Genomic DNA, 26348 nt, shown 5'->3' with positions numbered 1-26348 from the left:
AAGGGGTCGATGTTGGTCCCCGGGGTTCTTCGCCCCAAACGGATCACCGATACATCCGATCGATCCGCGCCTCCGGCGACCGCGGATCGAGGAGCACGAGCACGAGGTAGAACACCCACTCCGCCGGCTTCATCAAGAGGTACACGAGGTCCGACACCCACGCGGGACGCAGGTAGTTGCACACGGGCCGGGCGAGCAGATCGTACGTTCGTCGTGCCAAACGACCGAAGCGGGGCCAGCGCTCGTGAAGCAGATCCTCGAACGCGTTCGCCACCGCGAGCTGACGGTTCACCAGGATCGGCACGCCGCCGCGCCGGCCCATCCGGAGCGGGCGCACGAGCCAGGAATGGCCACGCGCCGCCACGGTGCAGAGGTAATGGCAATCGCCGGGGATCAGCTCCACCGGGAGCCGCGAGAGCGTGTAGTCGCACGTCCGCGTGAAGACCTGGAGCGCGCCCGCCGCATGGCCCAGCCAAACCGCCTGGATCACGGCGTGCACGCCGAGCAAGACCGGCGACAAGGCGAGGGCGCGAAGCAGCGTCGGGGCGTGGATCTTCTCGGGCAGGAAGGATTGCTCCGGGCCTTCGCGATACACGGTGAGCGGCTTTCCGAGAGCCCGCGCCTCCGCGCCCCGCAGGCGCAGGCGGTGGCGGAGCTCCGCGCCGTAGAGGATCACGGTCAGGACCGGGGACAAACAGGGCAAGAAGGCCGGCGGGAACACCACGCCAATGAGCACCCATTTGCCGAAATGCACCGCGAGCAGCACGTGGATGGCCATCCCCGCGAGCATGCCCGCGTGCACGAGGAGCTCGGCCATCGGCGGGTGCAACGCCGCGCGCCTGCGCCGCGAGACCACGTACGCGAGCGCCGTCACGAGGTGAAACGCGAGCAGGCCGAAGACCTCGGGCTCGGCGAGCGGGCGGAAGACCTCGCCGCTCGCCTCGCACTCCATCACCTGGCACGTCGCGTTGACGATGTGGTTGTAGAGCAGCCCCCACGCGGGGAGGATGCTGAGGACGAGGACGTCCGCCCACGCCAGAGCCGCGCCGCGCCCGTGCGTTCGGGTGCGACGGTAGAGCTTGATGACGCCCCAGAGCCCCACGCCGACGGCCGCGATCCCGAAACAGACGAACGCGAGGCCGCGGGCTCCCGTGGAGAGCGCGACGAGAGCCGCGACGGTCGGCGAGACGTACCCGACGACGAGCAACGTCACGAGCGCGGCGTCCGCGAGGCGGCTGTGCGTGGAGGGCGAAGGCGCGGGCGCCTCCGCGAGCGGGGCCTCGGGCGGCGCGAAGGGGACCATCGCGGGGTTTGGCTGGGCCCCTGCTTCGTTCGGTGCCTCGGGCCCCTTGTCGCGTTCTTGTTCCCCGGAATCCATGCGCTCTCCGATGCCCATCGTACCTTGCGTCCTGCGAGCTGACACGCGGATCCTACCCACGCCTACATGCGCGGCCCCGGTGAACGCTCGCCAAACGTTCGCCTTCCCGCGCGAATCATGCGAAGAGTCGGAGCCATGGACGTCATCCGGATTCGCGGTGGAAAGCAGCTTCAGGGCAAGATCCGCGTGAGCGGCGCGAAGAACGCGGCGCTGCCGATCCTGTGCGCGACGCTCCTCTCGGACGGCGAGAGCATCCTGCGCAACGTGCCGGCCCTCAAGGACATCGAGACCACGGGCGAGCTTCTGCGCGTGCTCGGGCGCAACGTGATGGTCGACCCGCCCCTCGTGCGCGTCGCCGGCGGCCCCGAGGCGAACCCCGAGGCCCCCTACGAGCTCGTCAAGCAGATGCGCGCCAGCGTGCTCGTGCTCGGCCCCCTCGTCGCGCGGTACGGCCGCGCCAAGGTGAGCCTCCCCGGCGGATGCCAGATCGGCTCGCGCCCCGTCGACCAGCACCTGAAGGGCCTCGAAGCGCTCGGCGCGACGATCCGCCTCTCGAACGGCTACATCCACGCCGAGTGCAAGCGGCTCCGGGGCGCCGAGGTCGTCTTCGACATGCCCACCGTGACGGGCACCGAGAACATCATGATGGCCGCCGCGCTCGCGAAGGGCCGCACGACGCTGGTCAACTGCGCCCGCGAGCCGGAGGTCGAGGAGCTCGGCCGCGTGCTCAACAAGATGGGCGCGCGCGTCGACGGCGCGGGCACCGACGTCATCCACATCGAGGGCCGCGACGAGCTCGACCCGTTCGATCACGCGATCATCTCGGACCGCATCGAGACCGGGACGTACATGGTCGCGGCGGCCGCGGCCGGCGGCGACGTGCTGCTCGAGAACGCGCCGCTCGAGGACCTCGAAGCGGTGGTGTCGAAGCTCCGCGCGACGGGCGTGGAGGTCGGGCGCGAGGGCGACTGCGTGCGCATCCGCCGCGACCCCGACCGGCCGCTGCGCCCCGTGGACGTGATGACCGCGCCGCACCCCGGCTTCCCCACGGACATGCAAGCGCAGTTCATGGTGCTCATGTGCCTGGCGCGCGGGACGTCGCGGATCGTCGAGACGATCTTCGAGAACCGGTTCATGCACGTGCCGGAGCTGCGCCGCATGGGCGCGGAGATCGACACCGACGGGCACACGGCGCACGTGCACGGCGGCCGCCCGCTCTCGGGCGCGAAGGTGATGGCCACGGACCTGCGCGCGAGCGCGTCGCTCGTCATCGCGGGGCTGCTCGCGACGGAGGGCGAGACGGAGGTCTTGCGCGTCTACCACCTCGATCGCGGCTACGAGTACATGGAGCGCAAGCTCGCGCAGCTCGGGGCCGATACGGTGCGCATCAAGGGGCAGCCGGGGTGAACGAGGGTCCGCTCTCGATCGCCGTCCCGAAAGGCCGCATCCTCAAGGCGCTCGCGCCCCTGTTTTCCCGCGCGGGCCTCGACGTGGGCCCGCTCCTCGCCGACGACCGGCGGCTCGTGCGCGACGACGCGGCGGGCCGCCTCCGCTACGTGTTCCTGAAGCCCGACGACGTGCCGACGTACGTGGAGTACGGCGCGGTCGACCTCGGCATCGCCGGGCGGGACACGTTGCTCGAAAAGAAGGCGGACCTCTACACGCCGCTCGACCTCGGCATCGGCAAATGCCGCCTCGCGGTGGCCGGGCCGCGGGGCAAACAGGCGCCGGACCTGCCCCGCGTGGCCACGAAATACCCGCGCGTCACGGCGGAGTTTTTCGCGAAAAAGGGGATCCAGGCCGAGGTGATCCCCGTCTCCGGCTCGGTGGAGCTCGCGCCGCTCGTGGGTTTGTCGGACCTCATCGTCGACGTCGTCGAGACGGGAAAAACGCTCGAGGAGAATGACCTCGAGGTGATCGAGACCGTCGCCGAGGTGAGCACGATGCTCATCGCGAACCGCGCGGCGTACAAGCTCCGCGCGGCGGAGATCCGGCCGCTTTGTGAGGCGATCGGCAAGGCCGTGGCGGAGGCTCGGGCGCCCTGATCCGGCGTTGACCTCGCTCTCCTCGCCGGCCTACGATCGGCGCGAAAGCGAGGGATCCATCATGAACATGCGCGGAACGATGCGCTTCGCGGCGCTCGGCCTGCTCGCGGGCGGAATGGTGTTCGCCTGCAGCGGCGGCGGCAGCACGTCCCCCACGGGCACGAACACGGGCGGCTCCGGCGGCGCGGGCGGCGGGAATACCGGCGGCGGCGGGACGGGCGGAGATGCGGGGGCGGGGGGCGATTTCTTCCCGGACGCCGGATGCCCGTCTTCGCAGATCTGCGGCGACACGTGCTGCCCCACGGGCGAGACGTGCGCGCTCGGGACTGCGTGCGCCCGCGAGCAGCCGCCTTGCACGACGAACGACGATTGCTTGTTCGATAGCTACTGCGACGGGGGGCAGTGCGTCCCTTACGGCATTCCCGGCGCGCAGGCGAACGACCCGGCCTGCACGAGCCCCGTCGAGATCGGCGCGATCGTGCCCTCCGAGCAATGCCGCTGGACGGGGCCGCCGAGCGGCGACGCGCATCCGAACAGCTTCCACGTGATGGCCACGCCCGTCGTCGTCGATTTCGATTTCGACAGCGATCCGACGACGCTCTCGCCGTCCATCGTCTTCAGCTCGTTCCCCACGGCGGGCAGCTACTCGAATCCGGGCGTCCTGCGCGTCATCAGCGGGAAGGATTGCTCGCAGCAATTCAGTTTCGATGCCGCGGAGGACGCGACCATGGCGCCCGCGTCGGTGGCCGTCGGCGACATCGACGGCGACGGGCGCGCGGAGATCGTCGCGGCGCGCCACGGCGGCGGCATCATCGCGTTCCGCTTCGATCCCGCGACGAACAAGTTCTCCCAGCTCTGGCGCTCCGGCACGTGCCCCGGAGGCTCCGGCCCGCCGACCACGTTCGACACGGCGGGCGGCAACGACAAATGGAGCGGGCCGTCGATTCATGACCTCGACGACGACGGCAAACCCGAGATCATTTACGGCGCCACGGTCTACCGCGCCGATGGGTGCCTTGCCTCGAACAGCCTCGGCTTCCCGGGGTACAGCAAAGGCTACGTGCCGGTCGTCGCCGACGTCGACGAGGACGGGAAGATGGAGCTCGTGCTCGGCAATGGCATTCATCAATGGGACGCGGCGACGGGCGACTGGGTCGCCGAGGCTTATTTCACGCCGGGAAACCTCGCCGCCGGTCAGGTCGCCATCGCCGAGCTCGGGAGCTTCCCGCTCGACGCGTTCGGCGGGCAGGATCGCGCCGAGGTCGTGGTCGTGTCGGGCGGGACCCTTCGCGTGCAGACGCTCGCCGGGACCGTCGTGTTCGGGCCGGTCACGATTCCAGGCGGCGGCACGGGTGGTCCCCCCACGATCGCCGATTTCGACGGGGATGGACGCCGCGAATTCGCGAGCGCGGGCGGCACGCAATACGTCGTCTTCGATTTCGACTGCCTCGCGGGCGGCGATCCCGCGAAATGTGGAGGACAATCCCCGGGGACGGGTATCCTCTGGAGCCAGCCCTCGAAGGACGCGAGCTCCAACGTGACCGGGTCGAGCGTCTTCGACTTCGATTACGACGGCAAGGCCGAGGCGGTCTACGCCGACGAGTGTTTCCTCCGCGTCTACGACGGCACGACGGGCGCCGTCATTTACAGCGTCGCCCGTTCGTCGGGGACGACCTACGAGAATCCGGTGATCGTCGACGTGGACGGCGATTACCACACGGAGATCGTCACGGCGGTGAACGACTACGCCGGCAGCCTCAATTGCCCGGCCACGGATCCGCTCTTCGCGGCCGCGACGTTCAGCCAGAACCACGGCATCCTGGTCCTTCGCGACGAGCAGGAGCGCTGGGCGGCCTCGCGGCCGGTGTGGAACCAGCACGCGTACGCGGTGACGCACGTCGGCGATCGTGGCGCGATCCCCAAGACGTCGAGCGTGGCGATCAATTGGAAGGCGCCGGAGCTCAACAATTTCCGCCAGAACGTGCAAGGCGACCTCGAAGCGCTCGGGCAGCCCGATCTCACGGCCGGCGGCGACGTCGGCGCCGTGAAATGCATCGGGACCCTCGCGACGATCGAGGCCCGCGTATGCAACCGCGGCACGCTCCCGATGGTCAGCGGCACCGAGGTCACCTTTTATGACGGCTCGGCCGAGGGGCCCACGCTCTGCACGGCCGCGATCCCGGTCGCGCTCGGCGTTTCGGAGTGCACGATCGTGAGTTGCCAGGCCGATCTCGGCGGCAAGAAGCTCGACATCTACGTCCGCGTCGACCCGCAGACGCAGACGCTCGAGTGCCACGAGAAGAACAACGACGCGCTTTATACCGGCGTCGAGTGCGGCGCCGTGCCGAACTGACGCCCTCCCCTCGATTTCCATGTATCATCCCTCCCCGGAGGTGATGATGCACGCCCCCCGCATTTCCTCGAAAAAAAGATTTCTCGCCGCCCTCGCTTGTCTCCTTCCGACGCTCGGCGTCGCGGGGACCGCCTCGGCCACGGGCATGCAGGGCCATATCTACATGGCCCAATGCGCCGCCGAGCAGGTCACGGAGCCGCGCCTGCGCGCCCTCTTCGACGCCCACCTGAACGACCTCTCGAACGGCGCCTTCTTCCCCGACTCCGGTTACACCGCCGAGGACCACGATCAAGGCGAGATCCCGCACTGGGAGCAATACGTCCAGGGCTACGTCGAGCTCATCCGCAGCAGGTACGGCGACAAACCCCTCGAAAACCCGGACGCCGCGACGCACGTGGCGTTCTTGATGGGCCTCGCCGCCCATGGGATCACGGATTCGACGTTCGATTCGCTCCTCTACGAGCGCGCGGATCAGGTCGATCCGGGGGACATGGATACCTTCGACATGGCGATGGACATCTTCCTCGTCCACGACCATCCGCGGTATTACCTGCCCGAAATCGCGGTCGACACGGAGACGCAAAGCGAGATCTTCGAGCAAAAGATCGCCCACCCCGTCACGCCCGACGCCATCAAGAAGGCCATGTCGACGGCCAGGTCCGGGATCTTCCTGGTCGCAGAATACCTCTACATCGGCGCCGACGAGTACGGGGCGAAATTCCCCTGGGCCCGGCAGAGCCTGCGTGATCCGCGGACGCCCGGCGGATATCCGTTCGGCGCCCGGGTCACGATGGGTTATTACCGCGAGATCCTCCGTCGGCTCGACGGCAATTCATCGGCCGACGGCGTGGTCATCGGCGCCTATCCGGACGAGGCCTACCCGCTCGCCACGCTCGACAATACGCGGCCCGATGGAAGGATCGTGCTGTTCTTCGGCGAGGGAATGGACCGGGCCACGATCGACGACGCGGTCGTGACCGTGCGCGACGACGCGGGGACCGTGGTCCCCACGAAGGCCTCCGTATATCGCGGCGACAAGTGGGCGAACGTCCTCCTCGTCACGGCGCAAGAGCCCTGGAAAGCGGCCACGAAATACACGGCGACCCTGCACAAATCGATCAAGACGCTCGCCGGCGTCTCCCCGACCGAAGATATCGTCTTTCCGTTCACGACCTGCACGCCGGATTCCCCGGGCGGCGATTGCGCCGCGCAGGCCGGGCCGCCGCCCGCCTCGCCCTGCCCGAAGCTCGACGAGGCGTATTCGATGCGGCCCGAGGATGTGCCCCCGGAAGAGGAAGAGCCGCCCCCGCCGACGAACGTCAATCCCGTCGCGGAGCAGGAAAGCGGCTGCACGGCCGCGCCGGCGCGCCGCGAGACGAACGCCGGGTCGCTGCTCGCGCTCGCAGGCGCGTGCGTGGCGCTCGTCGCGCGGCGGCGCGGCCGCCCTTCCTGATCAGCCGCACATCCCGTTCGGCAAGCACCGCTCGCCGATGGCGCATTGCGTGCCGCCGCAGGTGCATTGCCCGTTGCCGCCGCACGTGCCCGCCGATCCCGCGTTGCAATCGGCGTCCGCGTCGCAGCGGCACGAGGGCGCCTGCGGGGCCATGCCGCCGCAGACGAAGCCCGTGGGGCATTCACGGCCGCACGCGCCGCAGTTCATCGCGTCCGTGTACGGATTGACGCAACCCGCCGGGCTCTGGCAGCAGAGCATGTTCGCGCCGCACGCGGCGCCGCCATTACACGAGCACCCCAGGGCCGCGCAGATTTCGCCCGCCGCGCAGGTCGTCCCGAGGCAGCTACAGAGCCCCGTATTGCCGGGGCAGGTGCCGCCCGGCCCGCACTCGTTGTTGTTGTTGCAGCCGCAGAATTTCTGCGCGAGGGGGCCGCGATCGCAGTCGAGCCCGCCGCTGCAATCGTTGCCGCAGCCGCCGCAGTTCGTGTCATTTTGCTGGGCATTGAGCTCGCAGCCGTCGTCGTTGCCCATCGCGGGCATGGCGCAGTTCGCAAAACCGAGGTCGCACGACGAATCACACACGCCAGCCGCGCAGCTCTTCGAGGCGACGTTCGTCCCGGAGCACGCGCGGCCGCAGGCGCCGCAATGGTCGATGTTCGTCGCGGTGTTCGTCTCGCAGCCGTCGTCCATCGCGGGCGCCATGGGCGTCGTGCAATCGCCGGACCCGGCTTCGCACGTGGGTGCACACGCGCCGGCCGCGCACGCGGTGGCCGACGCGTTCGCGTTCGAGCAGGCATGGTCGCACGCGCCGCAATGCATCACGTCCGTCGCCGTATCCACCTCGCAGCCGTCCGAGGGATCACCATTGCAATCGGCCGTCCCCGGCGCGCAGTCGAGCCCGCACATCCCGTCCGTGCAGGTCGCCGTTGCGCCGCCCGGACAGACGTTGTTGCACGCGCCGCAGTTCATCGGGTCGTTCTGGAGGTTCACCTCGCAGCCCGTCGCGTCCATCATGTCGCAATCATCGAACCCGCCGTCACACGCGCCGAGCGTACACGCGCCCATGTCGCACGTCTCGGCTGCGTTCGCGAGGTCGCACGTGTCGCCGCAGAACTTGCAATCGATCAGCGTGCCGAGCATGGTCTCGCAGCCGTCGGCGTTATCCATGTTGCAATCGCCCGTCCCCGGCTGGCACGGGTTCGGCGCGCAACTGCCGTTGCTACAGGTCTCGAAGGTGGTGCAGGCCGTATCACAACCACCGCAATGCTGCGGGTCCGCTCCGGTGTTCGTCTCGCAGCCATTGGCGGCCATAGCGTCGCAATCGGAGAACCCTGGATTGCACGTGCCCACGGCGCACGCGCCGTCGGCGCAGACGGGCGTCGCATTGAGCACGACGCACGGTGCGCACCCCTTGCCGCAGCCCGTGGCCGGATCGTCGACGGAGACACACGTGCCATTGCAGCTCACCTGCCCGGCCTCACACGCGGACGAGCCGCCACTGCCGCCATTGCCAGCGCTGCCCCCCGTCGGCTCGAACTGGTCGAAATCCTGGGTACAGCTGGCGATGCCCAGGCCCGCGAGGGCAAGGGCCATGAGGGCAGACAAAACACCGAACCGCATCGACGCCTCCGTCGGGAAAACCGCGACCTGGGCCACGATTATCCTGAGATGACCCGAGAGTTCAATGCTTTTGTCGATGCGGGGCGTGGCAGAAACGTGAACGTCAGGTCTCGGCCTTCACCGGCGTCGCCTCGCTCCGGCCGAAGATCGGCGCGAGGACGACGTAGAGCGCGCCCGATAGGAAGAAACCCACGAACCAGGCATAGTTGTAGAGCTTCATCCAGATCGGGGCGACGGTCATGACCTTGATCGTCCCGAGGAACCCCGGCAGGTTCGGCAGGATGCCCACCAGGAGCGCGAGGATGGCCGCCGGATTGAAGCCGCCTCGATACCAGTACGAGCCCTCGCGCACGTAGAGCTGCACGAGATCGAGCTTCGTCTTGCGGACGATGAAATAGTCCGCGATGAGGATCCCGCCGATCGCGCCGAGCAGCGCCGAATACCCGACGAGCCACGTGAAGATGTAGCCCGACGGGTCCGAGACGAGCCGCCACGGCTGGATCAGGATGCCGATCACGCCCGTGATGAAGCCGCCGGTCCGGAACGAGATGCCCTTCGGCCAGAGGTTCGCGAAATCATTCGCCGGGCTCACCACGTTCGCCGCGATGTTCGTCGCGAGCGTGGCAATACAAAGCGAGAAGAGCGCGACCACGAGCAGGACCGGGTTCTTGAACTTCGTGATGAGCACGACCGGGTCCCAGATCGTCTCGCCGTAGATCACCGCCGTCGCCGAGGTGACCGCCACGCCGATGAACGAATAGAGCCCCATCGTGGTCGGCAAGCCGAGCGCCTGTCCCACGACCTGATCCCGCTGCGAGTACGCATAACGCGTGAAATCGGGGATGTTCAACGAGAGCGTCGCCCAGAAGCCGATCATGCCCGTGAGCGCGGGGAAGAAAAACGACCAGAACTGGCCCTCCTTCTTGCCGCCCGCCGAAAACGCCGAGGGCGTGTCGAGCATCGGACCGAACCCGCCCGCCTTGCCATAGGCCCACGCGAGCAGCGCGAGCCCGAGCGCGATGAGCAGGGGCGCCTTGATGTTCAGGAGGACCCGGATCGAATCGATCCCCTTGTGGATGACCCACATGTTGATCCCCCAGAAAAACAGAAAGCATAGGAGCTGGGGGAGGCTGATGCCGAGGATGTTCGCGGGCGCGCTCTCCCACGAGGGGACGAAGACGGCGATGATCTTGAAGATCGCCCAGCCCCCGATCCACGCCTGGATCCCGAACCAGCCACACGCGACGAGCGCGCGCAGGATCGCCGGGATGTTCGCGCCGAGAATGCCGAACGACGGGCGGCAATACACCGGGAAGGGAATGCCGTATTTCGTGCCCGCGTGCGCATTCAGGATCATCGGCAAGAGGACGATCGTGTTGCCGAGGAAGATCGTCAGCACGGCCTGCCACCAGCTCATCCCCTCGGCAATGAGCGAGGAGGCGAGCATGTACGTGGGCACGCAGGCCGACATGGAGATCCAGAGCGCGGCGATGTCCTTCATCGCCCACTTGCGATCCTTGATCCGCGTCGGCTCGAGGTCGTGGTTGATGTAGGGCGAGACGATCTCGCCCTCGATCTCGTGAATGTCACCCGAGACGCGGACCGCGAGGCGTGGGTCGGTCGTCATGGAGGGAACCCCCGAATGGTAGGATCAGCCGTTACGCTTGGCGCGCTCCATCTCCGTGACGTGAAGTCCGCCGGGTACGAAATCGGCGCCGCGCTGGACGCGGTCGTCCCAGGTCTCGTGCGGTTTGTCCGAGGCCACTTCCTTCATCGTGATGCAACCCGAGACGGGGCAAACGAGCTGGCAGAGATTGCAGCCGATGCACTCCTCCTCGTCGACGAACGGCACGCGCGCGCCCGGCGTTCCGCCCTTCGCCGTGACCGCGCGGTCCGGGATGAGCTTCGGGATGTGCGTATGCCCCGCCTTGCGCGCCTGCTCCTCCGTGCGGCCGGGCAGGTGGATGCATTGGTGCGCGCCGTCCATGCAGGCGACGTAGCAGAGCTGGCAGCCGATGCATTTGTCGGTCGAGATGTCGGCGACGACGCGATACCCGAGGTCGAGCTCGCCCCAGTTCTTGTATTGCGGCGCGGCCCGGCCCCGGAGCTCGAGGACCGATTTCATGCCCTTCGAATCGAGGAAATCGTTCAGGCCCTCGATCATGTCCTCGACGATGCGGTAGCCATAATGCATGACCGCCGTGCACACCTGCACGCTCGTGCACCCGAGCGCGATGAACTCGGCCGCGTCGCGCCAGTTCGAGATGCCGCCGATGCCCGAGATCGGGAGCTTCGCGATGTACGGGTGCCGCGTCAACTCGCCGACCATGTGCAGCGCGACGGGCTTGACCGCCGGGCCGCAATAGCCGCCGTTCGTCGAGGCGTCCCCGACGCGCGGCAGCGGCACCATCCGGTCGAGGTCGATGCCCATGATCGACTTGATCGTGTTGATCAAGCTGATCCCGTGCGCCTTCGATTCGAGCACCGCCTCGCCCGGCTCGACGATGTCCGTCACGTTCGGGCTCAGCTTGACGATGACCGGCTTCGTGGCGAATTCGACGGCCCAGCTCGCGATCTCCCGGAGCACCTTCGGCTCCGAGCTCACGGCCGAGCCCATGCCGCGCTCGCACATGCCGTGCGGGCAGCCGAAATTGAGCTCGTGGCCGTCCGAGCCCGCCTCCTCGGCGCGCTGGATGATCTCCTTCCACTCCTCCTTCGTCTCGACCATGAGCGAAGTGATGACGGCGTGGTTCGGATACCGGCGCTTGACCTCGCGAATCTCGCGCAGGTTCACTTCCAGCGGCCGGTCCGTGATGAGCTCGATGTTGTTCAGGCCCATCATGCGCGTATTGCCGTAATCGATGCCGCCGAACCGGCTCGATACGTTGACGATCGGATTGCCGAGCGTCTTCCACACGGCGCCGCCCCAGCCGGCGTCGAACGCGCGCATGACCTGGTCGCCCGTGTTCGTGGGCGGCGCCGAGGCGAGCCAGAACGGGTTCGGGCTCTTGATACCCGCGAAATCAATCGATAAGTCTGCCATGTCTCAGGCTCCCACGCCCTTTTCCGCGCCCATCTCCGCGCCCATGAGAAACGCGTGCATGCTCGTGACCGCGATCTTCGCCTCGGCGACCGCGTTCACGACCTCCTTGCCGCCGTTGACGCAATCGCCGGCGCTCCAGACCTTGGGGTTTCCGGTGCGATGGGTCTTCGGATCGACGATGACCCGGCCGCGCGTGTCGAGCTCGACGCCCGGGAACGAGCGCGCGACCTCGGTCGCGCGGCTCTGGCCGACCGCGACGACCACGAGGTCCGCCCGGAGGTCCTCCTCGGTGCCGGGCACGGGCTTTTTGTCCTCGGTCCGGATCACGCGGACGCCCGTGACCTTGCCGATGTTGTCCCGTAAAACCGCGACCGGCGAGCGCTCGCAGAGCACCTTCATGCCGTCGACGCGGCCGCTCGCGAGCTCGTGCTCGTAGGCCGAGAGCTCGTGGTCGCCGCCGCGATAAACCATGGTCGCGTCGATGCCGAGCAATGCGAGCTCGTGCGCGACGTCGACGGCCGTATTGCCGCCGCCGACGATGATCGCCCGGTCGACGCCCTTGAAGCGGAGCGTCGGGTCGGCCTTGAGCCGCTCGATGAGGTGCGTCGCGCCAACCACGCCGCCGCCGTCCTCGCCGGGGATCTTGAGGCGCGAATCCGGGCCGAGGCCGAGGCCGAGCAAGACCGCGTCGTATTGCTGGAGCAGCGTCGCGACCGAAACCTCCTCGGGCGAGCCCGAAACGGGGACGATCTCCACGCCCTGATAAAGCTCGACGTTGCCGAGCGAGAGCACCCACGTGATCTCCGTGAGCGCCTCCTCGACCTTCATCTTGTACGGGGCGATGCCGAGCGTATTGAGCCCGCCCGGCAGGAGCTTCTTTTCGTAAATGGCCACCTCGTGCCCTTCGAGCGCGAGCCAGCCGGCCGCCGCGATCGACGCCGGGCCCGCGCCGACGAGCGCGACGCGCTTGCCCGTGGGCGCCTTGGGCTTGAAGAGCTGCGGATCCTCGGCGAGCGCCGTCTCCACGGCATAACGCTGGAGCCGCCCGATCTTGATCGGATCGCGGTTCCAATCGTTGTAGACGCAGGCGCCGGCGCAGAGGACCTCCACCGGACAAACCTGGCCGCAGGACTTGCCGAGCAGGTTCTGCGTGAGAATGGTGCGCGCCGCGCCCTTGACGTTGCCCGTGCCGATCTTCCGGATAAACGTGGGGATGTCGATCGCGGTCGGGCACGCCTTGATGCAGGGCGCGTCGACGCAATACAGGCACCGGTTCGCCTCGGCGATGGCCTCGGCGCCCTCGTACGGCGGCTTCTTGTCCTCGTAAAGGACTTCGAGCCGGTCCCCCTCGACGTCCGGGATGTGCGGCGAATGATGGGTCATCGGAGCTCCTTCGCAGCAGCCGGCGCCTCGAGCTTGCGCGGGAGATAACGCCCCGCGCCGCGCACGACGTCGAGCTTGCCGTCCTTGTACTGGACGCGGCCGTGGACGATGGTGTGGCTCACCTTGCCCTTGACCTCGAATCCCTCGAAGATGTTGCGATCGCAGCGGTGGTGGTGCGTCTTCGCCGAGATGACGCTCGACCCCTTCGGATCGAAGACCACGAGATCGGCGTCGGCGCCCGGCACGATCGCGCCCTTGCGCGGATAGAGGCCGAAGATCTTCGCGGGCTGCGTGGAGAAAAGATCCACGAAGCGGTTCACGTCGATGTGGCCGCCGAGCACGCCGTAGGTCCAGAGCAGGCCCAGGCGATTCTCGATGCCCGCCGCGCCGTTCGGGATCTTCGTGAAATTGTCCCGGCCCATGTCCTTCTGGCCGACCTGATTGAACGGGCAATGGTCCGTCGCGACCACCTGGATGAGCCCCGAGGCGATGCCCGCCCAGAGCGCATCCTGGTGGCCCTTCGGCCGGATCGGCGGGCTCATGACGTACGCCGCGCCCTCGAAATCGGGTTTGTCGTAGACCGAGTCGTCGAGGATGAGGTATTGCGGGCACGTCTCGGCAAAGACGAGCTGACCGCGCCTGCGCGCGTCGGTGACGGCGTCGAGCGCCTCGCGACACGTGAGGTGGACGATGTAAATGGGCTCGCCGATCAAACGCGCCATCATGATCGCGCGGTTCGTCGCCTCGCCCTCGACGGGCGCGGGGCGCGAGAGGGCGTGGTATTTCGGCTCGAGCTTACCCTCGGCCACGAGCTTCTTCTGCAATGCGACGACGACGTCGCCGTGCTCGGCGTGCACCGTGACGAGCGCGCCGAGGTCCTTCGCGGTCTGCATGACCTGGATGAGCTCGACGTCGTCGACGCCGATCGCGCCGCGATAGGCCATGAACGTCTTGAAGGAGGGGATGCCCTCCTCGCGGACGCATTGCTCCATCTCGGACTTCGTGCGGTCGCCCCACCAGGTGACCGCCATGTGGAAGGCATAATCGGCGACGGCCTTCTTCGCCTTCTCCTTCCACATGGAAAGGCCGTCGAGCAGATGCTGGCCGCGCGCAGGGATGACGAAATCGATGATCGACGTGGTGCCGCCGGCGACGCCCGCCGCGGTGCCCGTCTCGAAATCGTCGGAGCTCTCCGTGCCCATGAACGGCAGCTCCATGTGCACGTGCGCGTCGATGCCGCCCGGGAAGACGAGCTGGCCCGAGGCGTCGATGACGACGTCGTCCGCGCCCTGCTTCACGAGCCCGGACCCGACCGCCACGATCTTGTCGCCATCGCAATATACGTCACCGACAAACTTATCGGAGGCGGTGACGATCTCGCCGTTCTTGATCAGGATGCCCATCTCGTCCTCCCGAACGCCCCTCGATCAGGGCAAGAGCTTGACCATGTCCTCGTACGTCTCGGGCCTGCGGTCGCGATAGAACTGCCAGGTGCGCCGCACCTCCTCGATCAGGTCGAGGTCCATCTCCGCGACGACGAGCTCGTCTCGGTCCTCGCTGCCGACGGCCAGGAAATTGCCCCGCGGATCGCAGAAATAGCTGGTCCCGTAGAACTTGCCGATGTTCCACGGCGCCTCGGTGCCGACGCGGTTACTCGCCGCGATGTAATACCCGTTCGCCACGGCGTGCGCGGGCTGCTCGAGCTTCCAGAGGTACTGGGACAAACCGGCCACGGTCGCCGAGGGATTGAACACGATCTCGGCGCCGTTCAGGCCGAGCAGGCGCGCGCCCTCGGGGAAATGGCGGTCGTAGCAGATGTAGACGCCGATCTTCGCGTACCGCGTCTGGAACGTGGGATAGCCGAGGTTGCCCGGCTTGAAGAAATACTTCTCCCAGAAGCCGTTCGTCTGCGGGATGTGGTTTTTCCGGTACTTGCCGAGGTACGTCCCGTCCGCGTCGATGACGGCGGCCGTGTTGTAATACACGCCGGCCTGCTCCCGCTCGTAGACGGGGATGATCATCGCCATCTGGTACTTCTTCGCGTACTCGCTGAGCCGCTGGACCGTGGGGCCGTTCGGGACCGCCTCGGCCGTGTCGCACCATTTCGCGTCCTGCGAGGGGCAGAAATACGGGGTGTTGAAGACCTCCTGCAAGCAGAGGATCTGCACGCCCTTCTTGCCCGCCTCCTCGATGAACGGGAGGTGCTTCTCGAACATCGCGTCGCGGATCTGGAGCACCGAGGCGCCCGGATCATTGAGCGCGTTACCGCACTGGATGAGCCCGCCGATGACTTTCCTGGCCATTAGAACCACCTCTCGATGACGATCTTGCGCTCGGTGTAGAAATCGATGCCGGCCGAGCCGTGGGCCTTCGTGTCGCCGAAGAGGCTCGCCTTCTGGCCGCCGAACGGGAAGAAGGCCATGGGCGCAGCGACGCCGATGTTCACGCCGACCATACCCGCCTCGACGCGGGCCCCGAACTCGCGCGCGGCCTTGCCGTTCGTCGTGTAGATGCTCGCCGCGTTGCCGAATTCGCTCGCGTTCGCGAGCCGGATCGCCTCGTCGAGGTCCTTCGCGCGCATGAACGACGCGACGGGCCCGAAGATCTCCTCGCGCGCGATCACCATGTCGGGGCGCACGTCCTCGAAGATCGTCGGCCCGATCCAGTTGCCGTCCGGCAGGCCCGGGACAGAGGCGTTGCGGCCGTCGAGGATGAGCTTCGCGCCCTCCTGCAGGCCCTTCTCGACGTACGAGAGCACGCGGTCCCTGTGCGCCCGCGAGATGACGGGGCCGAGCGTGGTGGCCGGGTCCTTGCCGTCGCCGAGGACGATCTTCTTCGCGTACGCGACGAAGGCGTCACGCACGCGCTCGTACGCGTCGCCGACGGGCACGATCACGCTGCCCGCGAGACAGCGCTGGCCCGCGCAGCCGTAGCAGGACTCGACCGCGTTCTGCACCGCGCGCTCGATGTCCGCGTCGGGCATGATCACGATGAAATTCTTCGCGCCGCCGAGCGCCTGCACGCGCTTGCCGGTCTCGCCGCACTTGCGGTAGACGATCTTCGCGACGTTCGAGGAGCCGACGAACGAGACGCCCTTCACGTCCGGGTGCTCGCAGATCGCCTCGACGACCTCGCGGCCGCCGTTCACCAGGTTCACGACGCCGTTCGGCAGGCCGATCTGCTGGATGAGCTCGAAGATGCGGCGCTGCGAGAGCGGCACCTGCTCGCTCGGCTTGAGCACGAAGGTGTTGCCCGTGGCGATCGCGTACGGGAGGAACCAGAGCGGCACCATCGGCGGAAAGTTGAAGGGCGTGATCGCCGCAAAGACGCCGAGCGGCTGGCGCAGGACGCGCGTGTCGATGCCCGAGGCGACGTCCTCGAGGCTCTGCCCCATGAGCAACGTCGGGATGCCACACGCGTGCTCGACGTTCTCGATGCCGCGGCCGAAATCATTGAACGACTCGGCGAACGTCTTGCCGTGCTCGCTCGTGCAGATGTTCGCGATCTCCTCGCGGTGCTGATCGAAGAGGCCCTTCAGCTTGAAGAGGTAACGCGCGCGCTGCACCGGCGGGACGGCGCGCCACGCAGGGAACGCAGCCTTGGCCGCCTGCACCGCAGCGTCGACGTCGGCCGAGGTCGAGAGCGGGACCTTGGCCAAAAGCTCCCCGGTCGCGGGGTTCTTCACGTCGAGCAACGTGGTGCCCGCAGAAGCAACCCAGGCGCCGTTGATGAAGTTCTCGAGCACGCGCATAAAACGACGATCCTCCTCCTGACGTGGGCCTTCGCCCTTCCCCCCTGCGCGGCCAGGCCCGAGCCCCGACGGGGGCCCGCGCGAGACGCGCCGAGCACAATCAACCGTGATTTTCTCCCCGCGACAAGGCCCAAGGGCGAACCCCGTCACGGCCGCCACGTATGCCGCCCCGCGTCGACGTGCAGGCACGGTTCGGGCGCACGCAGCGCCGCGCCGATGCTTGCGAGCGTGCCCAGGATGCTCTTACGCTGGGCTCTACATGTCGGGGGCAGAAGTTTCCGCGTTCCGACGGGCGATGTTGCAAAGGCGCTCGGACGTCCTTGTGCGCCTCGTGGACACGGGCGCGGATCCCTCGTCGTCGGAGCTCGGCGAGGCGCCGCCGGAGCTCCGCGCGGTGCTCGACGCGAGCTTCGACGCGTGGATCGACACCGCGGAAAAACCCGAGGCAAGCGCGGTGGAAGCGTGGGCCCTGCGCCTCGGCGAGCTCGCGAAGGCGCGAGGCTGGACCGGGCGCAGGGTGCTCATGTGGCTCGAGCATATCGGCCAAACGCTGCTCGACGCGGTGCTCGACGCGGTGGAGGAGGGCGTGCCGGGCGCGGACGTGGGCGCGCGGAGGATCGTCGGCGCGATGAACACGGCCGCGGCGGCGTTCAATCGAGCGTTCCGGGCGAAGGCGGAAGAAGCGGCGAAACGCGCGGCGGTGCTCCGCGCGGTCGCAGAGAACGCGCCCGACGGGATCGGGATCGCCAAACCCGATGGGTCGGTGCTCTACGCGAACCCGGCGTTCTGCAGGATGATGGGCTCGGAAGAGGCCGGCCGCGGGCACTTCACGGATTTCGTGCATCCGGACGAGGCCACGAAGCTCGCGCACATCGCCGAGGCCGCGCAACGCGTGGGCTACTGGGACGGGATCCTCCGGTACAAGCGCGCGGACGGGACGTCGTTCAACGCGCGAGCCAAGGCGTTCCGCGTGAAGTCGGAGGACGGCGAGGTGATCGCGCGGTGCGTGCTCGTGCGCGACGCGACGCCGGAAGAGCGTGCCGAGGAGCAGCGGCGCGGGCTCGAAGAGGAGATGCAAAAGGCGCAAGCCGAGGCGCTGCGTGAGCTCGCCGCGCCGCTCCTGCCGCTCGCCGAAGGGGTCCTGGCGATGCCCCTCGTCGGCTCGCTCGACGCGGCGCGGACGCCGCGGATCATCGAGGTGATGCTCGAAGGAATCACGCGGACGGGCGCGGGGCACGTGATCGTGGACATCACGGGCGTGCCGGTGGTGGACGCGGAGGTGGCCGCGTCGATCGTGCGCGCGGCGAGGGCCGCCGAGCTCGTCGGCGCGGAGGTGGTCCTGACGGGCGTGCGTGGCGCGGTGGCGAAGACGCTGGTCGATCTCGACGTGGATCTCGGCGGCATGGATACGTGGAGCACGCTGCGCGCGGGCGTGGCGCACGCGATCGCCCACGAGCGGCAGAAGCGGCACACGCGTCGAGGGGCGAGGCCTCTGCGATGAGCGAGCCCGAGGCAGCGGTGGCCGCGTCGTTCGCGGAGGCGTTCGCTTCACACCGGGAAAAGCTCGTCGAGCGGCTGACGCAGGAGGCGCTCTCGGCGCTCGGCGGGACGCTCGGGGCGCCGATCGAGGCCTTCCGCGCCGATCGCGCCGTGGAGGTCGACATCGCGATCGAGGCGCTCCGCGACGGCCGCATGTCGTTCGCGACCGAGAGCTGGAAGCGCTGGATCGACAGCTCCGTGCAGCGCGGCTGGTCGGCGTCGACGCTGCAAGGCGTGCTCGGCGCGATGCGGCAGGTGTTCATCGACGTGGCCCTCGAGCTACGCGCTTCGGGCGTGCCGGATGCGACACGGAAGATCCGCGCGTTCATCCGCTCGTCGAGCGAGGCGCTCTACCTCATCGACGAGGAGCTCCGGACGCGGGTGGAGTTCCTGCACCGCAAGACGCAGATCTTCGAGGCGTTGATCCACCACGCGCCGGACGGGATGGGCGTGGCGGCGACGGACGGGACGCTGGTCTACGTGAACCCGGCGTTCGAACGGCTGCTCGGGCGCGACGATCTGCTTGGCCACTCGGTCCACGACACGCTCGCGCCGCAGGCGGAGGCCGTGCACCGCGAGCAGGTGCTGACCGCGGTGCTCGAGCGAGGCTCGTGGAGCGGGGTGCTGCCGTATCAGCGCGCCGACGGCGTGACGTTCGAAGCGCAGGTGACGGCGTTCCTCGTGCGCGACGAGCGAGGCCGGGGCATCGCGCGGTGTGCGATCATCCGGGATCTGACGGAGCCGCGGCGCGCGGAGGACGAGCGGCGCAAGCTCGCGGCCGAGGTGATCGCGGCGCAAAAAGCGGCGCTCGAAGAGCTCGGGACGCCGCTCGTGCCGATCGCGGAGGGCGTCGTCGTGATGCCGCTCGTCGGGGTGCTCGAGCCGGCGCGGGCCGAGCGGATGCTCGGCGTGCTCCTCGAAGGGATCGGGCGGCAGAACGCGAGGGTCGTGATCCTCGATCTCACGGGCGTGAAAGAGGCGCGCGCGGAGGCGGCCGAGGCGCTCGTGCGCGCGGCGCAGGCGGCGCGGCTGCTCGGCGCGGAGGTGGTCGCGACGGGGACGGGGCCGGAGCTCGCGCGCGCGTTCGTGGAGAACGGGGCGGAGCTCGGGACGATCGTCACGAAGGGGACCTTGCGCGACGGCGTGGCGTACGCGCTCCGGGTGACGCGGGGACACGGCCCGGTTCGCTGATTTGTTCTACGTCCAACGAGTGCTGCCCACGACGAACCATTACGATTACGATGGAAGCACGAATGCGGCGCCATTGAGGGATTCGAGAAACGAGGATGCGATGATAATGTCCTCGTTCATGAAAAACATTGCATGGTCCCTGCTCTTCGTGATGGGGTCGCTTTCGCTGATTGGCTGCGGCGGCCCCATGGAGGCAGAGGACGAATACGCGGACGAAGCGACCGAGGAAATGGGCGGAGCGCTGGGGGAGGCGCTCGGGACCACCAAAGACGAGGACGCGGATGCGTTTGCCATCGAAGATGGCGCGGCGGACCTCGTGGCCTGGTGCGACGACGTCGTGAGCTGGAATCAGGCCTGGTCGGATTACGAGGCGCAGGTGCTGACGCTGGTGAACCAGAAACGCGCGGCCGGCGCGAGCTGTGGAGGCGTGGCGTATCCGCCCGCGCCCGCGTTGACGCTCGACGAGCGGCTCAGGTGTGCGGCGCGCAAGCATTCGAAGGACATGGGGGTGAAGAATTTCTTCAGCCACACAGGATCGAATGGATCGACGCCGTGGCAGCGCATCAACAGCGCAGGTTACACGTACAAGACCGCGGCCGAGAACATCGCGGCCGGGTACGCCTCGCCGACCGCCGTGGTGAATGGCTGGATGACGAGCACGGGGCATTGCAAGAACATCATGAACGCCAAGTTGAAGCAGCTCGGCGTGGGGTATTACGAGGGGACGACTGGGTACAAGAAATACTGGACGCAGGATTTCGGGACGCCTTAACGGATTTTTGCGGCCCCGAGCGCGGCCACGATTTGGGCGCTGACGTTATCGGCGCCCTCCGCCGTCACGAGCGCGCCCTCCGGCACGCGCAGGCGCGAGATCTTCACCTCGCCGCCGCGTGAAACGGTCCCCTGCCCGCCCGACGTGACCTCCACGAGCACGACGCCCGACGAGCCGATCGCCGCGAGCACGCGTTTTCCCTCGGGCCGCGTCACGGGCACGCACGCGATGCCCTTCTCCGCGAGCGAGAGCGCGAGCCGGACCTCGGGGTCCAGAAGCTCCGGCGCGGGCCCGTCGAGGCGCAGGCCGAAATGAATTGCCGACGCCGGGTCGTCCGCGGTCGCGGCCGCGTCCCGCACCGCCGACAGGAGGCTCTCGGCGAGCGGCGGATCCCGCTCGACCCGCGCAAAGTCGGCCGGGTCGAGCCGGAGCAGAAAGCGGCGCATCGAGCGGGCCGCGGCCTGCACGTAGGATTGCTCCATCGAAGCCCGCCGCAGGATGCCCTCCGCGTCGCGGTTCTTCCGGGCCCTGCAAAGCTCGGCCGCGCCGCCGAGCACGGCCGCGGGTGGGGGCGGCGGCTCAGCGCGCAGGGCCGGCGCGTCGCGGTAGGCATGACGGTGAAACCCCGCGCCCGTGGGCGGGAGCGCGAGCACGAGCGAGAGGCTCTCGAGCTCGGTCTCGGGCGTCCGCGCGGCCGCGGCGAACGCGTCGCGCAAGGTCGCGAGGCGGTTCGGGTTCGTGGTGAGCAGGACGTGATCGGCCGCGGAGACCGTGAGGACCACGCGATACGCGCGCACCTCGCGCGAGCCCATCGACCAGCGATCGGCCTCGCCCACGAGCTCGACCGTGCTGCGCTCGACGAGGGCCGAAAGCTCGGCCTCGCCCCCCGCGTCGAGCAGGCTCCTCGCGCCCGCGGCGAGCGCGCTGCCTTCGGGGATCATCGCGGCTAGATCTTCCGGCCCGCCGCCATGAACTTGCGGGCCTGGAGCTCGGCCTCCGCCTCGGCGATGGCCTCGGCCTCGTGCTGCGCGGCCGTGCGGAGCGCGCCCGCGCCGGGGTTGTCGACGCGCATGCGTTGCTGCTCGTTCGTCGTGGCCGCCTCGGCCATCGCCGCCGCCGTGTGCCGGACGTCGTCGTAGGGCTTGGCGAGGTCGAAGATGACCTTCGTGTTGCCCTGGCTCAGGTTCGCGAGGGCCTCGAAGCGCCGCAGCTCCATGGCGCCCGGCGACTTCGAGAGGATCGCGGCCGCCTCGGCGAAGTTCTTCGCGCTCTCCACGTCGGCCTCGCTCTTGATGACCACGTACTTGCGGTCCCGCTCGGCGATCGCGACCTTCGCCAGGACCTCCTGCATCTGCGGCGGGAGCTGCACGTCCTGGAGGCCGATGAGCTCCACGTGCAGGCCCCACTGCGAGACCGTGGTCTCGACCTGCGCGCGCACCTTCGCGGCGACCTCCTCGCGGTGCGCGAGCAGCTCGTCGAGGCGCGTCTCGCCGACGACGTCGCGCAGCACGACCTTCGCCCGATCCTTCACCGCCGCCTCGTAGTTCTCCACGGCCAGCGTGGCCTTCTCCGGGTCGACGACGCGGTAATAGAGCACGGTGTCGACCATCGTCGTCACGTTGTCCCGCGTGATCACCATTTGCCGCAAAAGGTCGCGGTTTTTCGTGCGCGTGTCGATCTTGCGGAGCGTCTGGAAGCCGGGCAGGAACAGCGTCAAGCCGGGCTGCACCCGGCCCGAGAGCTTGCCGAGCGTGAAGCGCAGCGCGACCTCCCACTGGTTGATCTGCCGGATGCCCGCGAGGAGGTACGCGAGGAGGAGAAACCCGAACACGAGGAGGAGCGGATCCATGGTCGCGCCAATGTAACCGGCGAATCCGCGTCCACCACGGGCTATCGGTCGAATCGCACCCGATCCTCGAACGGCACGTCGGCCCCGACCTCGATGACCTCGCCGAGCCGGAAGACCTGCTCGCCGGCTCCACGCAGCGCGGCCGTCGCGGCGGCCTCGGCCTCGGGCGCGACCACCACGACGAGCCCGACGCCGAGGTTGAACGTGCGGCGCATCTCGGCCTCCTCGACCGGCCCTTGCTCGGCGATCACCCGGAAAATCGCAGGCCTTTCGTACACGGACAGATCGAGCCGCGCGCCGAGCCCCTCCGGCAGGACACGCGGCAGGTTGCCCGGCAGGCCCCCGCCTGTGATGTGCGAGAGACCGCGCACGGCCTCGGGGATCGCTGCGAAGAGCTCTCGCACCGCGTGGGCGTAAATGCGCGTCGGCACGAGAAGCGCCTCGGCCGCCGTGCGCCCGAGCCCGGGGACCTCGTCGTGGATGCCGAGGCCCATGCGCTCGAAGAGCACCTTGCGCGCCAGCGAATAACCGTTCGAGTGCAAACCACTCGACGCGACGCCGAGCACGACGTCGCCCGCCCGCGCCTTCGTGCCGTCGAGCATCTTCGCCCGCTCGACCACGCCCACCGCGAAGCCCGCGAGGTCGTACTCGCCCGGCGCGTACATGCCCGGAAGCTCGGCGGTCTCGCCGCCGAGCAGCGCGCAGCCGGCGAGCTTGCAGCCCTCGGCGATACCTCGCACGACGGCCTCGCCCACGTCGAGCTCGAGCGTGCCCGTCGCGAAATAGTCCAGGAAAAACAGGGGGCGCGCGCCGACGGTGATCACGTCGTTCACGCACATCGCCACGAGGTCCTGGCCGACGGTGTCGTGCACGTTCGCGGCGAAGGCGACCTTGAGCTTCGTGCCGACGCCGTCCGTGCCGCTCACGAGGATCGGGTCGACGAGCCCGCTCGGCAGGGCGCAGAGGCCCGCGAAGCCGCCGACGTCGGCGACGACCTCGGGGATGCGCGTCGGACGCGCGAGCTTTTTGATGCGCTCGACGAGGGCGTCTCCCCGGTCGATGTCCACGCCTGCCTGGCTGTAGGTGATGGGCATGGCGCCGGAATGTCACAGCTCGGGGCGAGGTGCTAGGGTTCGTCGCCGTCATGACCGACTTGCCGCGTCCGCCCGTCCTCGTCTCCGCCGCCGTCCTCGTCGAGGAGGGGCGCGTCCTGCTCACCCAGCGCAAGCGCGGCACACACCTCGCCGGCGCCTGGGAGTTCCCCGGCGGCAAGGTCGAGCCTGGCGAGGACCCGCGCGCGGCCCTCGTGCGCGAGCTGCGCGAGGAGATCGGGATGGAGGTCTCGGTCGGTGATCCCGTCGAGGTGACGTTCCATCGATACCCGGAGAAATCCGTGTTGCTCCTGTTCTTCACGGTGACGCGCGCCGCAGGATCGCCCGATCCGCGGCCGCTCGACGTCGCGGACGTGAGGTGGGCCGGTCCCTCCGACCTGAAGGACGAGCTTTTCCCGCCGGCGGATGTCGCGATCCTGTCGAAGGTGCGGGCCCTGCTCGCGCCCGTCACGTAATCGAAGCACACGGCCGGCCCGAACAGCGGTATCCTGCCCCCGCGATGGAAGAAACTGGGCAAGGAGCGCCGCGCGAGGCCTCCGTGGTGGTCGTGGGCGCGGGGCTCAGCGGGCTCGTGGCGGCCCGGCGGCTCGCGGCCGCGGGCGTCTCGGTCGTGGTGCTGGAGGCGCGGGATCGGGTCGGCGGCCGGACCTTGAGCCACACGACGGCGCACGGCGACCGCGTGGATCTCGGCGCGCAATGGATCGGCCCCACGCAGGACCGAATGACGAAGCTCGTCGCCGAGCTCGGCTTGTCGACGTTCAAGCAATGGCACGACGGCAAGAAGGTGCTCTCGCTCGGCGGGACGCTGACGACGTACAAGACGTCGATCCCGAGTTTGTCCTTGATCGGCGCCGTCGACCTCGGGATCACGATCCAGCGCATCGAGACGCTCGTGAAGGAGGTCCCGATCGAGGATCCGCTCTCGGCCGCGAAGGCCCTCGAATGGGACGGGACCACGGTCGAGGCGTGGAAACGTAAAAACGTGAAGACCCGCGGCGCCAAAGCGATGCTCGACACGGCGGTGCGGGCCGTCTTCGCGGCGGAGCCGTCCGAGCTGTCCCTCCTGTTTTTCCTGTATTACCTCCGTCAGGGCGGCGGGCTCATGCGCCTGACGGAGATCGAGAATGGCGCGCAGGAGACGCGCCTGGCGGAGGGTTTTCAGGAGGTCTCGAAGCGAATCGCGCGTGAGCTCGGCGAGGACCGGGTGGTCCTCGGCGCGCCGGTGCGGCGCATCGCGCAGGACGCGGCGGGCGTGACCGTGACCTCGGACGCGGGGACGTGGCGGTGCAAGCGGGTGATCGTCGCCGTGCCGCCGGCGCTCGCGGGGCGAATCGATTACGAGCCGGCCCTGCCCGCGTCGCGGGATCAGCTCACGCAGCGGTCGCCGATGGGCAGCGTCATCAAATGCGTCGCGACGTACGAGTCGCCGTTCTGGCGGCAAGCCGGATATTCGGGAGAGGCGCTCTCCGACGTGGGATCGGTGAAGCTCGTGTTCGACGATTCTCCCGAGGACGGGTCGCGCGGCGCGCTCGTCGGATTCTTCATGGGCAAGGACGCGCGCGCCATGAGCGGAAAAAGCCCCGAGGAGCGGAAAAAGGCGGCGCTCGATTCGTTCACGCGTTTCTTCGGCCCGAGCGCGGCCGCCCCGATCGATTACGTCGATCAGGACTGGCCCGCCGAGCGCTGGTCGCGCGGTTGCTATTCGATGGTCCTCGGCCCGGGCGTGCTCACCGCGCACGCTCTGGCCTTGCGCGCGCCCGTGGGCCGCGTGCATTGGGCCGGGACGGAGACGGCGCGCGTGTGGACGGGTTACATGGAAGGCGCCGTCGAAGCCGGCGAGCGCGCCTCGGACGAGGTGCTGGCCGGCCTCGGCTGAGGATCGAGGGCCGCCCGATTCAGCGCTTCCGCATGGGCTCGGGCTCGCGCGGCGTGCCGTCCGGCGCCGACACGAAATAAAGGAGCCCGCGCCGCGGATCGTGAAGGCCCGCCGCCCGCTCGACGAACGGCGTCAGCGGCGAGACCACGACGAGCCGGAGCATACGCCGCGCTTCGGCTTCGAGCAGCGCGTCGTCGAGCGTCTTGCGCGGGACGTCCGGGAGCGCTCCGCGCAGAATCGGCAAGGGCACGCCGGGCGCATTGCGATACGCCCCGTAGAGCCGACCCATGGCCGCGAGGATCGCAGAAATCACGTCCGGGTCGGGCGCCTTGCCGCGCGCAGCGAGCAATCGTTGCGCATAGAGCAGGACATCCCCGAGCTCACGAATCTCCATTTTTCGGACGAGCTCGTTCACCTCGTCGAGGGGCGTCCGGAGCTTCCGGCTCCCGGGCCCCGAGCGCGGCTCCGCGGAGAGCGCCTGGACCACGCCCGAGGGCTCCGGCGGAATCGAGAAATAATCCGGCGCCATCGGGCGCATCGCGGATCGAGGCCCGTACCGTTCGGACATCGGTTGCGCCGTCTCGGCCGATCCCGCCGTCACCGTGCCCAGGCGCAACGTGCGGAGCGGCGAACGCGTCTTCGTCCCTGCCTCGTTGTTCATCGGTACTCCGTCAAGCAATGAGCAATGGCCCGACGCTCCTTCGTTCGATGCTCGGCCCGCCAAACTCGACCGCAGAAAGGACCCAAAAAGTCGAGCTCGCTCGGAGGCCGTCCCAGGCGGACTTCGCGCTACGGCCCGGTCTTCACCGAAGAGGCGGCGAGGGCGCGCGACCGCTCGTCGCGCCTCCGCTTGACGTGTTCACCCGCAAGCAAAGGCAAGAGCGCGAATCCACCCGGGGCTACGATCGCCACCACCCACAGAACGATACGGAGCCAGGGCGCCATGAACGGGTGTCCATTGCAGCGGCCGTGCCACGCAGGGT

At 68.5% G+C, this 26348-nt stretch carries 22 protein-coding genes; 9 read left to right on the top strand and 13 right to left on the bottom strand.

What is annotated here, in order from left to right:
- Window positions 1-43: 43 nt before the first annotated feature.
- Entirely contained in the window at window positions 44-1378 is a 1335-nt protein-coding gene (locus QHF84_RS45745) for a DUF6688 family protein (RefSeq protein ID WP_281319937.1), read from the bottom strand.
- A 135-nt stretch (window positions 1379-1513) separates the two neighbouring features.
- On the opposite strand from QHF84_RS45745, the gene murA reads away from it, so the two are divergent.
- The 4 genes from murA (at window position 1514) to QHF84_RS45725 (ending at window position 7229) form a co-directional block, all read left to right on the top strand.
- Complete coding sequence (gene murA, locus QHF84_RS45740; protein ID WP_281319936.1) at window positions 1514-2785, top strand: UDP-N-acetylglucosamine 1-carboxyvinyltransferase; 1272 nt, start codon at window positions 1514-1516, stop codon at window positions 2783-2785.
- Window positions 2782-3423, top strand: a complete 642-nt coding sequence (hisG, locus tag QHF84_RS45735; RefSeq protein WP_281319935.1) for an ATP phosphoribosyltransferase — start codon at window positions 2782-2784, stop codon at window positions 3421-3423. The genes murA and hisG overlap by 4 nt, the downstream gene beginning before the upstream one ends.
- Window positions 3424-3484: 61 nt before the next feature.
- Window positions 3485-5776: a hypothetical protein gene (locus QHF84_RS45730; protein WP_281319934.1), complete on the top strand. Its 2292-nt coding sequence runs from the start codon at window positions 3485-3487 to the stop codon at window positions 5774-5776.
- A 19-nt stretch (window positions 5777-5795) separates the two neighbouring features.
- Window positions 5796-7229 (top strand): Ig-like domain-containing protein, encoded by a 1434-nt coding sequence (locus QHF84_RS45725; RefSeq protein WP_281319933.1) that lies wholly within the window; start codon window positions 5796-5798, stop codon window positions 7227-7229.
- Here the strand turns inward: QHF84_RS45725 and QHF84_RS45720 are convergent, their stop codons facing one another.
- From QHF84_RS45720 to QHF84_RS45690, 7 genes are all read right to left on the bottom strand, one after another.
- A complete protein-coding gene (locus QHF84_RS45720; RefSeq protein ID WP_281319932.1) occupies window positions 7230-8822 on the bottom strand; it encodes a hypothetical protein in 1593 nt (530 codons plus the stop codon).
- A gap of 130 nt (window positions 8823-8952) precedes the next feature.
- Window positions 8953-10476, bottom strand: coding sequence for an NCS1 family nucleobase:cation symporter-1 (locus QHF84_RS45715; protein WP_281319931.1), 1524 nt, complete (start codon window positions 10474-10476; stop codon window positions 8953-8955).
- Between the two features lie 24 nt (window positions 10477-10500).
- A complete protein-coding gene (gene preA / locus QHF84_RS45710; RefSeq protein ID WP_281319930.1) occupies window positions 10501-11892 on the bottom strand; it encodes an NAD-dependent dihydropyrimidine dehydrogenase subunit PreA in 1392 nt (463 codons plus the stop codon).
- Between the two features lie 3 nt (window positions 11893-11895).
- Window positions 11896-13275, bottom strand: coding sequence for an FAD-dependent oxidoreductase (locus tag QHF84_RS45705; protein WP_281319929.1), 1380 nt, complete (start codon window positions 13273-13275; stop codon window positions 11896-11898).
- Entirely contained in the window at window positions 13272-14678 is a 1407-nt protein-coding gene (hydA, locus tag QHF84_RS45700; RefSeq protein ID WP_281319928.1) for a dihydropyrimidinase, read from the bottom strand. Before hydA ends, QHF84_RS45705 begins: the two co-directional genes overlap by 4 nt.
- A gap of 24 nt (window positions 14679-14702) precedes the next feature.
- Complete coding sequence (locus QHF84_RS45695) at window positions 14703-15578, bottom strand: nitrilase-related carbon-nitrogen hydrolase (RefSeq protein WP_281319927.1); 876 nt, start codon at window positions 15576-15578, stop codon at window positions 14703-14705.
- Window positions 15578-17026 (bottom strand): CoA-acylating methylmalonate-semialdehyde dehydrogenase, encoded by a 1449-nt coding sequence (locus tag QHF84_RS45690; protein WP_281319926.1) that lies wholly within the window; start codon window positions 17024-17026, stop codon window positions 15578-15580. Before QHF84_RS45690 ends, QHF84_RS45695 begins: the two co-directional genes overlap by 1 nt.
- Window positions 17027-17321: 295 nt before the next feature.
- On the opposite strand from QHF84_RS45690, the gene QHF84_RS45685 reads away from it, so the two are divergent.
- The 3 genes from QHF84_RS45685 to QHF84_RS45675 all read left to right on the top strand — a co-directional run bounded on the left by QHF84_RS45685 (window position 17322) and on the right by QHF84_RS45675 (window position 20528).
- Window positions 17322-18527: a PAS domain S-box protein gene (locus QHF84_RS45685; protein ID WP_281319925.1), complete on the top strand. Its 1206-nt coding sequence runs from the start codon at window positions 17322-17324 to the stop codon at window positions 18525-18527.
- The gene (locus QHF84_RS45680) at window positions 18524-19756 is read left to right on the top strand and encodes a PAS domain S-box protein (protein WP_281319924.1); all 1233 of its coding nucleotides are present in this window, start codon (window positions 18524-18526) and stop codon (window positions 19754-19756) included. Before QHF84_RS45685 ends, QHF84_RS45680 begins: the two co-directional genes overlap by 4 nt.
- Window positions 19757-19874: 118 nt before the next feature.
- Window positions 19875-20528, top strand: a complete 654-nt coding sequence (locus QHF84_RS45675) for a CAP domain-containing protein (RefSeq protein WP_281319923.1) — start codon at window positions 19875-19877, stop codon at window positions 20526-20528.
- Here QHF84_RS45675 and QHF84_RS45670 read toward each other — a convergent pair.
- Genes QHF84_RS45670 through purM form a run of 3 tightly spaced genes read right to left on the bottom strand, consistent with a single transcriptional unit; the run spans window position 20525 to window position 23471 of the window.
- On the bottom strand, window positions 20525-21469 hold the full coding sequence (locus tag QHF84_RS45670) for a hypothetical protein (RefSeq protein ID WP_281319922.1): 945 nt from the start codon (window positions 21467-21469) through the stop codon (window positions 20525-20527). The genes QHF84_RS45675 and QHF84_RS45670 overlap by 4 nt on opposite strands.
- Window positions 21470-21474: 5 nt before the next feature.
- Complete coding sequence (locus QHF84_RS45665; protein ID WP_281319921.1) at window positions 21475-22377, bottom strand: SPFH domain-containing protein; 903 nt, start codon at window positions 22375-22377, stop codon at window positions 21475-21477.
- Window positions 22378-22418: 41 nt separating this feature from the next.
- Window positions 22419-23471: a phosphoribosylformylglycinamidine cyclo-ligase gene (purM, locus tag QHF84_RS45660; protein WP_281319920.1), complete on the bottom strand. Its 1053-nt coding sequence runs from the start codon at window positions 23469-23471 to the stop codon at window positions 22419-22421.
- A 50-nt stretch (window positions 23472-23521) separates the two neighbouring features.
- Between purM and QHF84_RS45655 the strand changes: the two genes are divergently transcribed.
- Window positions 23522-23944, top strand: coding sequence for a (deoxy)nucleoside triphosphate pyrophosphohydrolase (locus tag QHF84_RS45655; protein ID WP_281319919.1), 423 nt, complete (start codon window positions 23522-23524; stop codon window positions 23942-23944).
- Between the two features lie 44 nt (window positions 23945-23988).
- The gene (locus tag QHF84_RS45650) at window positions 23989-25365 is read left to right on the top strand and encodes a flavin monoamine oxidase family protein (RefSeq protein ID WP_281319918.1); all 1377 of its coding nucleotides are present in this window, start codon (window positions 23989-23991) and stop codon (window positions 25363-25365) included.
- 19 nt (window positions 25366-25384) lie between these two features.
- On the opposite strand, the gene QHF84_RS45645 is transcribed toward QHF84_RS45650, so the two are convergent.
- Both QHF84_RS45645 and QHF84_RS45640 read right to left on the bottom strand, forming a co-directional pair.
- The gene (locus QHF84_RS45645) at window positions 25385-26026 is read right to left on the bottom strand and encodes a hypothetical protein (RefSeq protein ID WP_281319917.1); all 642 of its coding nucleotides are present in this window, start codon (window positions 26024-26026) and stop codon (window positions 25385-25387) included.
- 128 nt (window positions 26027-26154) lie between these two features.
- Window positions 26155-26310: a hypothetical protein gene (locus QHF84_RS45640; protein WP_281319916.1), complete on the bottom strand. Its 156-nt coding sequence runs from the start codon at window positions 26308-26310 to the stop codon at window positions 26155-26157.
- Window positions 26311-26348: the final 38 nt, after the last annotated feature.

This window comes from Polyangium sp. y55x31, assembly GCF_029946505.1.
Classification (GTDB): domain Bacteria; phylum Myxococcota_A; class Polyangia; order Polyangiales; family Polyangiaceae; genus Polyangium.
This window is presented reverse-complemented; position numbering and strand designations above follow the sequence as displayed.

What these genes read in the sequence shown, in the direction of transcription:
- QHF84_RS45730 (WP_281319934.1), top strand. Translation starts at nt 3,485, where the DNA reads ATGAACATGCGCGGAACGATGCGCTTCGCGGCGCTCGGCCTGCTCGCG.
- preA (WP_281319930.1), bottom strand. Translation starts at nt 11,892, where the DNA reads ATGGCAGACTTATCGATTGATTTCGCGGGTATCAAGAGCCCGAACCCG.
- QHF84_RS45725 (WP_281319933.1), top strand. Translation starts at nt 5,796, where the DNA reads ATGTATCATCCCTCCCCGGAGGTGATGATGCACGCCCCCCGCATTTCC.
- QHF84_RS45670 (WP_281319922.1), bottom strand. Translation starts at nt 21,469, where the DNA reads ATGATCCCCGAAGGCAGCGCGCTCGCCGCGGGCGCGAGGAGCCTGCTC.
- QHF84_RS45645 (WP_281319917.1), bottom strand. Translation starts at nt 26,026, where the DNA reads ATGAACAACGAGGCAGGGACGAAGACGCGTTCGCCGCTCCGCACGTTG.
- murA (WP_281319936.1), top strand. Translation starts at nt 1,514, where the DNA reads ATGGACGTCATCCGGATTCGCGGTGGAAAGCAGCTTCAGGGCAAGATC.
- QHF84_RS45715 (WP_281319931.1), bottom strand. Translation starts at nt 10,476, where the DNA reads ATGACGACCGACCCACGCCTCGCGGTCCGCGTCTCGGGTGACATTCAC.
- purM (WP_281319920.1), bottom strand. Translation starts at nt 23,471, where the DNA reads ATGCCCATCACCTACAGCCAGGCAGGCGTGGACATCGACCGGGGAGAC.
- QHF84_RS45655 (WP_281319919.1), top strand. Translation starts at nt 23,522, where the DNA reads ATGACCGACTTGCCGCGTCCGCCCGTCCTCGTCTCCGCCGCCGTCCTC.
- QHF84_RS45720 (WP_281319932.1), bottom strand. Translation starts at nt 8,822, where the DNA reads ATGGCCCTTGCCCTCGCGGGCCTGGGCATCGCCAGCTGTACCCAGGAT.
- QHF84_RS45745 (WP_281319937.1), bottom strand. Translation starts at nt 1,378, where the DNA reads ATGGATTCCGGGGAACAAGAACGCGACAAGGGGCCCGAGGCACCGAAC.
- QHF84_RS45650 (WP_281319918.1), top strand. Translation starts at nt 23,989, where the DNA reads ATGGAAGAAACTGGGCAAGGAGCGCCGCGCGAGGCCTCCGTGGTGGTC.
- QHF84_RS45685 (WP_281319925.1), top strand. Translation starts at nt 17,322, where the DNA reads ATGTTGCAAAGGCGCTCGGACGTCCTTGTGCGCCTCGTGGACACGGGC.
- QHF84_RS45690 (WP_281319926.1), bottom strand. Translation starts at nt 17,026, where the DNA reads ATGCGCGTGCTCGAGAACTTCATCAACGGCGCCTGGGTTGCTTCTGCG.
- QHF84_RS45675 (WP_281319923.1), top strand. Translation starts at nt 19,875, where the DNA reads ATGAAAAACATTGCATGGTCCCTGCTCTTCGTGATGGGGTCGCTTTCG.
- QHF84_RS45640 (WP_281319916.1), bottom strand. Translation starts at nt 26,310, where the DNA reads ATGGCGCCCTGGCTCCGTATCGTTCTGTGGGTGGTGGCGATCGTAGCC.
- QHF84_RS45665 (WP_281319921.1), bottom strand. Translation starts at nt 22,377, where the DNA reads ATGGATCCGCTCCTCCTCGTGTTCGGGTTTCTCCTCCTCGCGTACCTC.
- hydA (WP_281319928.1), bottom strand. Translation starts at nt 14,678, where the DNA reads ATGGGCATCCTGATCAAGAACGGCGAGATCGTCACCGCCTCCGATAAG.
- QHF84_RS45705 (WP_281319929.1), bottom strand. Translation starts at nt 13,275, where the DNA reads ATGACCCATCATTCGCCGCACATCCCGGACGTCGAGGGGGACCGGCTC.
- QHF84_RS45680 (WP_281319924.1), top strand. Translation starts at nt 18,524, where the DNA reads ATGAGCGAGCCCGAGGCAGCGGTGGCCGCGTCGTTCGCGGAGGCGTTC.
- QHF84_RS45695 (WP_281319927.1), bottom strand. Translation starts at nt 15,578, where the DNA reads ATGGCCAGGAAAGTCATCGGCGGGCTCATCCAGTGCGGTAACGCGCTC.